The sequence below is a fragment of the Mesorhizobium abyssinicae genome, from assembly GCF_049887195.1.
GTDB classification, from domain to species: domain Bacteria; phylum Pseudomonadota; class Alphaproteobacteria; order Rhizobiales; family Rhizobiaceae; genus Mesorhizobium; species Mesorhizobium abyssinicae.
Genome location: NZ_JARAKC010000048.1, coordinates 1 through 7,922, shown reverse-complemented (window position 1 = coordinate 7,922; position 7,922 = coordinate 1). Strand labels below are relative to the sequence as shown.

The window sequence follows — 7,922 nt, the reverse complement described above, 5'->3', positions numbered from 1 at the left end:
CTGACCCCATCATGCGGCGGCCTAACGTCGACCGCGAAGAGAAGCGAGTGACCCGCGGGGCGACATGGTCCGGAAAATTATCAGCAGGAGCTTGACCTCAACGACCCCAATCAGAGAAGCCTGCTAGGCGTTTCGTTTTCCGAGGAACGAATTCTGTCAACATTGTCACTGCTATTTGCGAAGTGGCGGTCTCTCACATCGGCAAGTCACCGAGAGCGACCTACGCATCGCCCATGTCGCCAGGTATCGGTACGGCGAATCGCGCAAGTGGTCCTAGCCCTAAATTTAGCAGGCCGCTTTTAGGGACGATCTGTCCTTACGCGCGAACACTTCGCCCATGCATACATCGACCATTCGCAAGCCCGCGGATACGATCACATGAACCCGTTTCTCGTGGACGACCGGATGCGCCTTGAACCAAGCCTATCTGATCGTGAGGACGAACGGTTGGACTCTCGAGCCGCTAGGACTCTCATATCAGCTTGAGGAGCTGTAGCCTGCAACCGGATTCGCATCCCAGCGCTGAATGGCAGATCGCCGAAGGGCCTTCTTCGCGACATGAGCATTCGGCAGCGGAACCTCGATCTCCGATGCTGTCTAACTCCGGACAACTTGATCGGCTGCGGCGCAAAGGACCGGGCCTATTCGGCAGACGTCCTCGAGCCTCCCGCCACCACCTGACGGGCATCCGTGCGTGTTCGCCGCACTTCCTGTAGAAGAAGGATAACGGCCATAAGATCCCAAGCCGAACCGCGATGAGGACTTGAGGTGGGCACGAAGGGCGGCGAGTCCCGCGTCGCGGGTCGCCAGACTCGCTGCCAGCCCCGATGCAGCGACCTCAACTCGTTCGTTCACACGACCATTGGCCAGGGGGAACGACGGCCAAGGCGTCGAACAGGTCGGCGCCGGGACCAGCACCTGCATCAGCTAGCGGCCGATATCGCACGGCCTCGGCTAAGCAATCAGCTTCAACGGAATCAGATCAATCTCCTGGGCGCTTTCACCCGTCTTCGAAATTGGTGTCGAAGATTCAAACGGCGACTATCAGAAGCGATATGTGAGGCCTGCACCGATTAGCCAGGGGTCGAGCTTGGCCTTGCCCTTCAGATCGGCGCCGGCCACTTTGACGGTAAAATCTGGTTCGAGGAAAAGCTTCTTGACATCGACGTTGACCCCCCAGTGCCGATCCAGCATGTAGTCGAAGCCGACCTGCAGTGCGGCACCAAACGTGTTCTTCACATGGAGAGCATCGGCGCTGCCGACACTCTGGTTGTAGAAGACGGTGTAGTTCAGGCCGGCGCCGACATAGGGTCGGAAGGCCCCGAAGTCGGTGATATGATACTGCAGCGTGAGCGTGGGTGGCAGTATCCATACCTTGCCGACATTCCCCAGCGCGCCAATTGCTCCGGTGCCATCGACGTTGGCGTAGGTAGTGGCGAGTATGAGTTCGGCAGCGATGTTTTCGGTGAAAAAATAGGAGATGTCGAATTCCGGCGTCACGGTGTCTGAATAGGAGAGATTGGAACCGGCGATCCCGCCGACGTACCCTGAATCGTTGCTTTTCACTCCCAACGCGCGCACGCGGATCTGCCACGGGCTCGACGCCTCCACTGTCCCCTGCTCCTGTGCGATGTAACGTTGCGCAGGGTCTGCCGCCAAAGCCTGCTGCCCCACCCCCGTAAGGACGATGAGCGCTATCGCACCCTGCGCCACGCCCATCCGCACTTTTGTCATCATGTTCTCTCCTGGCATCTGATAACCGTAGACTCCGTCGTTTGTGCTCGCGAGATGATTTCTCATCACTCGCTGGTACAGACGCTCTGCGAAGAGCACTGCATTTGTCGTGCCAACGAGAAGAACATTGGGGATCGCAAGATTCGCTTCCGACACACTCGTGTCTCGGAGCATACTGTCGTGTTTCGAGCTGATATTGTCGTGTTTTGCACAAACGGACTAACGACCGAAAGCGGGCGAGAGGCTATCCCCGACCCATTGGCAGAGGATGAACGAGACAATACCTCACGAGGTGGTCGCGACTCTGGTCATGCGAGGCGGGCTCTTCCATCCACAACTTCAATGTCTCATACGAGAGTGTTTGGCCTGCCAATCAGGCTTGAGGTGATCGCAATCTCTTTCGTTAGCGCGCCAGCGCTGATCCGGCCGAGCATGGTCATGTCGATTGTGTGATCTTTCTCCCAGCCCGTTACGCTAGGCTGGAAACTCTCTTCGAACGCGATCGAGAAGATAAGGCCGCACGTCGAATTCAATGCGGTCGCTCTCTCTGGAGATTGCCCGCACAGCGAACTCTCCAGCACTGGTTGGCGCTGGATTTTTCACATGGCATTGAGCCGCGCGAGCCCCCACTTCGCACCGGGGCGATGGAAACCCGGAGAACAGACCGCACTCACGGACGCCCTAGATGTTTGATCCCAGGCTCACATGACGATGCTGAGGTCAAGAGGTGTGTTAGGGTGGCTTCGTGTTGCTCCCAATTGGCGGCGGAATCCAGAGCTGGGCCCGATTGCGTGACACGGCTCGGTCAATCGAGTATCGTGTCATCTGACTGATGGTCTCAAGATGGGGTGGATGCCAGCCTTCTCCGACGGCATCGCAACGTGCCAAGTTCGTGGTGTTAGAGCCACGCAAAGGAGAGGCAGGCATCCATGGAAAAAGTTACCATTATCGGGGTCGATCTGGCAAAGAACGTGTTTCAGCTGCATGGAGCAACGGCTGATGGAACAGTCGTGTTCCGCAAAAAGCTGTCGCGCCTGCAGTTTTGCAAATTCATGGTGGGTCAGCCACCGGAGCGGGCCGTTCCACCTCATCACATACGGTCGCCGCTTGAGACGGCTGCACCAATTTCTCGCTTGCGGCGGCAGGGGCCCAGAAGGCGAGACCCGTCTTTGATACGGCATTCCAGCCAGCTGGGATCTCGGTTCGCCCCCTGGATCCGCCGAGGCTGATCAGGCCTCGAGGGATGAGTGTATCGGTGTGATCTCGTCAGACAGCCTTCATGACGGCACCTTCGATGACGACGCCCGCGGTCACGGATTTCCACAGCGCCACGAGCAGCTTCCTTGCAAGGGCGACGATGGTTGTCTTTTTGAGGCGCCCCTGATTGCGCATCACGCGTTCGTGGAACCAGCGGGTCAGCACTGAACTCGGTTGATTGCGCAGCCACAGCCAGGGAGTGGCAGAGGCATCGATGCCGATGACGTTGCGATGTCGACCGTCATTGGCAAATCCGACGAGCATGCCGGCATGCGTCGAGCCCGTGACCGTGCAAACGACGATGAAGTCAAATGCAAACCCAAGCTGTTTCTCCTGAGCGCGCAACTCCTCTGCGAACCCCACGTAGCCGAGACCACCATACGGGTGAACGGACGCGCCAGCTGGTATCGCATAGGGTCTGCCGCCCCTTGCCTTGACCTCATAGAGCGCCTTTTCCCAACTGCGGCGGATGCCGATGTCAAAGCCCTCGTCGACCAGATGCACTTCTGCTCCCATGATGCGGCTTAAGAGAATGTTGCCGACCCGATCGTAGACGGCATCCTCATGTGGAACCCAGCTCTCCTGAACCAGGAGGCATTTCATGCCGATCCTGGCGGCGACTGCGGCGACCATTCGCGTGTGGTTGGACTGCACGCCGCCGATGGAGACAAGCGTATCGGCATCTGAGGCGATGGCGTCGGGGATGATGTATTCGAGCTTGCGCAGCTTGTTTCCACCAAACGCGAGACCGGAGTTGCAGTCCTCGCGTTTGGCGTAGATTTTCACCTTTCCACCTAGAGCGTTTCACAGCTTGATTGAATCGAAAGGGATTCCCGCTCGGTCCGATTTGTGATTGAACTAAACCGCTGCCGCGGTAGCTGATGCGCGGGTCTGGCCTGAGGAGGCCCCTGTCTGAGAAGATTTGGTGTCGAGCCAACCTTCCAGACAGGAGAACCCCAGATGGCCCAGATAAGCCCTCTGCGTCAGCGGATGATTGAAGATCTGACGATCCGCAATTTGTCACCGGAGACGCAGCGATCCTACGTGCATCACGTGGCGAAGTTCAGTCGATTTTTTGGACGATCACCCGATCAACTGGGATACGAAGAGGTGCGCGCCTATCAGGCCCACTTGGTGGGCCGAAGGGTCTCATGGGGCGCGTTGAACCAGACCGTTTGCGCCTTGCGTTTCTTCTACGGCGTGACGCTGGGTCGATCTGATCTGCCTGAGCGGATCGCTTACGCCCGGACGCCGCGCAAGTTGCCGGTCGTGCTGAGCACCGATGAGGTGGTCGGCTTTCTGCAGGCCGTGAAGGGGACGAGGAACCGGGTCGCTCTGATGACCACCTATGCGGTGGGCTTACACGCTACGGAGGCGGCGCGCCTGCAGGTGACGGACATCGATAGCAGCCGGATGGTCATTCGCATCGAGCAGGGCAAGGGCGGCAAGGACCGCTATGTGATGCTGTCGCCGCAGCTGCTGGAGATTTTGCGCGTCTATTGGCGGTTGACCAAGCCGGGGCGATGGCTGTTTCCCCGGCGCGATGGCCGCGGCCCGATCCACCCGCAGACCTTGGGAATCGCCTGTCGAGCAGCCTGCGAGTTCCTGGGCGTTGAGAAGCGGGTGACGGTGCACACCCTTCGCCACAGCTTCGCTACCCACCTTTTGGAAGCCGGCACGGACATAAGGATCATTCAGGTGCTGCTGGGCCATCGCAGCCTGGCGACGACGACACTATACGCCCAGGTCTCAACGGCTGTGATCGGCCGGACCGCCAGTCCTTTTGACCAACTCCACCTGGAGATCACGCCGCCCGGCTGAGCCGCGCGCCATGCGCCCGGATCTGGAAGTGGCGGATGTATTCCACCGTCACGGGGCGGATTATCGCCGCGACCATGCCGGCCATCTCGGGCGTGTCGAGCGCCGGGTGATGGCCGCGGTGGAGGCGTGCCGGATCGCGGCCCTGGGCGGTCACGCCGAACACTGCACCGACTGCGGCCTCGTGCGGCAAGCCTATAACTCCTGCCGCAACCGCCACTGCCCTAAGTGCCAGAGCCTAGCCCGCGCCCAGTGGCTGGCCGAGCGGCAGGCTGAGCTGCTCCCGGTCCCATACTTCCACGTGGTCTTCACCGTCCCGGCCCAGATCGCTGAGATCGCCTTCCAGAACAAGGCGGCGGTCTATGCGATCCTGTTCAAGGCCGCATCCGAAGCCTTGAGGGTGGCGGCGGCCGATCCCAGGCATCTGGGCGCCGAGATCGGCGTGGTCGCCGTGCTTCATACTTGGGGTCAAAATCTCCACCATCATCCGCATGTCCACTGCGTCGTGCCGGGCGGCGGCCTGTCGCTCGAGCCTGCCCCGGCGAAGGCCGGGGACCAGCGATGGATCGCCTGCCGGCCGGGATTTTTCCTGCCCGTGCGGGTTCTGTCGCGCCTGTTCAGGCGGCTATTCCTGGAGCGCCTCAGGACGCCTTCGACGCCGGCCAGCTTCGCTTCTTCAGCGATCTCGCCAGCCTGGCCGACCCTGCCACCTTCTGCGCCCAACTGGCTGGACTGAAGCGGATCGAATGGGTCGTCTACGCCAAGCCCCCGTTCGGCGGTCCCGAACAGGTCCTCGCCTATCTGGGCCGCTACACCCATCGCGTCGCCATCGCCAACAGCCGCCTCGTGAGCCTGGACCAGGGAAAGGTCAGCTTCCGCTGGAAGGACTATCGCCACCACGACAAGTCCAAGCACAAGCTCATGACCTTAAGCGCCGACGAGTTCATCCGGCGCTTCCTGCTGCACGCTCTTCCAGACGGATTCCATCGCATCCGCCATTACGGCCTCCTCGCCAACGGCCACCGCGTCGCCAAGCTCGCCCAGTGCCGTCTTCTTCTGGCGGCGCCCACGCCGCCGACGCCGGACCCGACCGCCGACTATCGCCAGCGTTACAGCTGTCTCACAGGGCACTCCCTGGACATCTGTCGGGGCTGCGGCGGCGCCATGGCCTCGCTCGGCCCGATCCCGCGCAAGGCCCCGACCTGGCCAGACACCTCATGACACGCTGCGCACCGACACGCTCGCCCCGTCCATCCCGACGTCTGCTACAGTCGCCGCCGGGCCTTTGCGCGCCGCTAGTCAAAGTCGCAGCCCGGCTGTCGCCAGCAACGCTGCACCTCAGCGTCAACGACCCAATGGCGCCGTCTCCCGCGTCGCAGATGGTCCTGCATCGCGACGAGGGCCGACCGCTCTTGAGCGGTCGGCGAGCCCACTCCGGCGCCTCGGACACACTGTGAGCCCTAAATCCCCATAGCCCCGCCCGCCATCCCGCGGTTCAGTTCAATCAGGCTTCAATGTAGTCGCGACCCGTGCGTGCCCGCCCAATCGCGCCCGCGACTACACAGAACCCTCCAGATTCAAGATGCTGGCTGGAATGGAGGCCAGCATCAGATGGTTCGACCTCTTTCCGAAGATCTTCGCGAGCGGGTTGTTGCGGCGGTTTTGAGCGGCGAGAGCCGCCGGTCGGCCGCCCAGCGGTTCGGTATTGCGAATTCGACGGCAGTGAAGTTGTTGCAGCGCCATCAGGCGACCGGCTCGGTTGCGCCTGGCAAGATGGGCGGACATCGCAAGAGAGTGCTGGAGCCACACCGAGCTTTCATCGAGGCACGTCTGCGAGAGACACCGCATCTGACGCTGCATGGTCTGAAGGATGAGCTGGCCGATCGTGGGGTCAAGGTCTCGCACAACGCAGTGTGGTCGTTCCTGCGCCGCGAAGGGCTGAGCTTCAAAAAACGTATGGCCCGCCCGTCGGCAAGAGGTTTATTTCTGATGGCAACTATTGGTCTGCATCAACGTATACGGCGTGTCGGCTGAAGCCGTCGCCAAGATGGAGATCCGCACGCTCCGGGCCTGATAAAACTCACGGCGTCGACGCGCCATCTTTTGAACCAGGCTTCCAGAACGTCGGCTTGACCGTCAGGCCATCTTTCAAAGTCCTCCCGCAGACATCATGGGTCAGACGGCGTTCATTTCGTGTCGCCGCTGACCTGATTGTTTCAAGCTGCCATCGCCGTGGCTCGGTTGGCCTGGAAGGTTACCTCGTGTCGCAATATCATCCATGCGATACGGGCGAGTTTGTTGGCCAGCGCGACGACCACCGTATTGCGGTGTCGTCTTGCCAGCAGATTGCGTAACCAAACGCCCAGCGTGGTCTGGCTTCGGGCCAGTGACGGCAAGGCGGCCCTGGCCCCATGGATCAGTAGCGTGCGCAGGTATTTGTTGCCGCGCTTGGAGATACCAAGCAGTCTCGGCTTGCCTCCGGTCGTGTGCTGTCGCGGGACGAGCCCCAGCCATGCGCCAAGATCGCGAGCCTTGGCGAAGGTCGCGCCGTCGCCAACAGCAGCCACGAGTGCGGTAGCGTTGAGGGCGCCGATGCCGGGGATCGACGTCAGCCGCCGAGCGGCCACATTGTCGCGAGCGAGTTCGACGAATTCCCGGTCCAGAGCCCCGATGCGGCGATCGAGATCTATCCATTCCTGCCGCATATCGGCGAGCAAGCGACGAATGCGACTGCCGCTCATGAAGTCCGGATCTGCAAGCAAGGCATCCACTGCCTGCTCAAGCTTATGGCGCCTCTGCGCGATGACCGTGCCACGCTCAAGCAGGATGGCGCGCAACTGGTTGGTCAGCGTCGTGCGCGCGCCGACCAGCCGAGAGCGGGCCCGGTGCAACGATTGGACATCCAGTTGCGCCTGGGACTTGAGTTCGACAAACCGCATCGTCGGACGTGTGGCGGCTTCTGCGATTGCTTCCGCGTCCCGGTCGTCGTTCTTCTCTGGTTGCCGCCCTCGATGCAAGAAGCTTTCCAACCTGATGTTCGGTGATCGAGTGCGTTCTTCTCTCAGGCCTTTTCCTCGCGGCCTTTCAAGAAGCCGCTGGCCGGTATGGTGATC

At 61.1% G+C, this 7,922-nt stretch carries 3 protein-coding genes and 5 pseudogenes; 4 read left to right on the top strand and 4 right to left on the bottom strand.

Annotated features, from left to right (window positions below; all coding sequences use genetic code 11):
* Positions 1-1,044: 1,044 nt before the first annotated feature.
* Positions 1,045-1,734 carry an OmpW/AlkL family protein gene (locus PU724_RS32995; protein ID WP_354425960.1) on the bottom strand — a complete coding sequence of 230 codons (690 nt, stop codon included), beginning with the start codon at positions 1,732-1,734 and terminating at the stop codon, positions 1,045-1,047.
* Positions 1,735-2,663: 929 nt separating this feature from the next.
* On the opposite strand from PU724_RS32995, the pseudogene PU724_RS32990 reads away from it, so the two are divergent.
* Positions 2,664-2,775, top strand: a pseudogene (locus PU724_RS32990) (IS110 family transposase); the annotation flags it as partial.
* A gap of 225 nt (positions 2,776-3,000) precedes the next feature.
* On the opposite strand, the pseudogene PU724_RS32985 reads toward PU724_RS32990, so the two are convergent.
* Positions 3,001-3,186: pseudogene (locus PU724_RS32985) on the bottom strand (IS110 family transposase); the annotation flags it as partial.
* Positions 3,187-3,789 (bottom strand): annotated as a pseudogene (locus PU724_RS32980) (pyridoxal-phosphate dependent enzyme); the annotation flags it as partial.
* A 162-nt stretch (positions 3,790-3,951) separates the two neighbouring features.
* On the opposite strand from PU724_RS32980, the gene PU724_RS32975 reads away from it, so the two are divergent.
* From PU724_RS32975 to PU724_RS32965, 3 genes and pseudogenes are all read left to right on the top strand, one after another.
* Positions 3,952-4,812, top strand: a complete 861-nt coding sequence (locus PU724_RS32975; protein ID WP_354425958.1) for a site-specific integrase — start codon at positions 3,952-3,954, stop codon at positions 4,810-4,812.
* Between the two features lie 10 nt (positions 4,813-4,822).
* Positions 4,823-6,030, top strand: a pseudogene (locus PU724_RS32970) (IS91 family transposase).
* A gap of 354 nt (positions 6,031-6,384) precedes the next feature.
* Positions 6,385-6,768 (top strand): annotated as a pseudogene (locus tag PU724_RS32965) (transposase); the annotation flags it as partial.
* A gap of 257 nt (positions 6,769-7,025) precedes the next feature.
* Here the strand turns inward: PU724_RS32965 and PU724_RS32960 are convergent.
* A partial coding sequence (locus tag PU724_RS32960; protein ID WP_426213794.1) for an IS110 family RNA-guided transposase occupies positions 7,026-7,922 on the bottom strand: 897 nt, incomplete at its 5' end.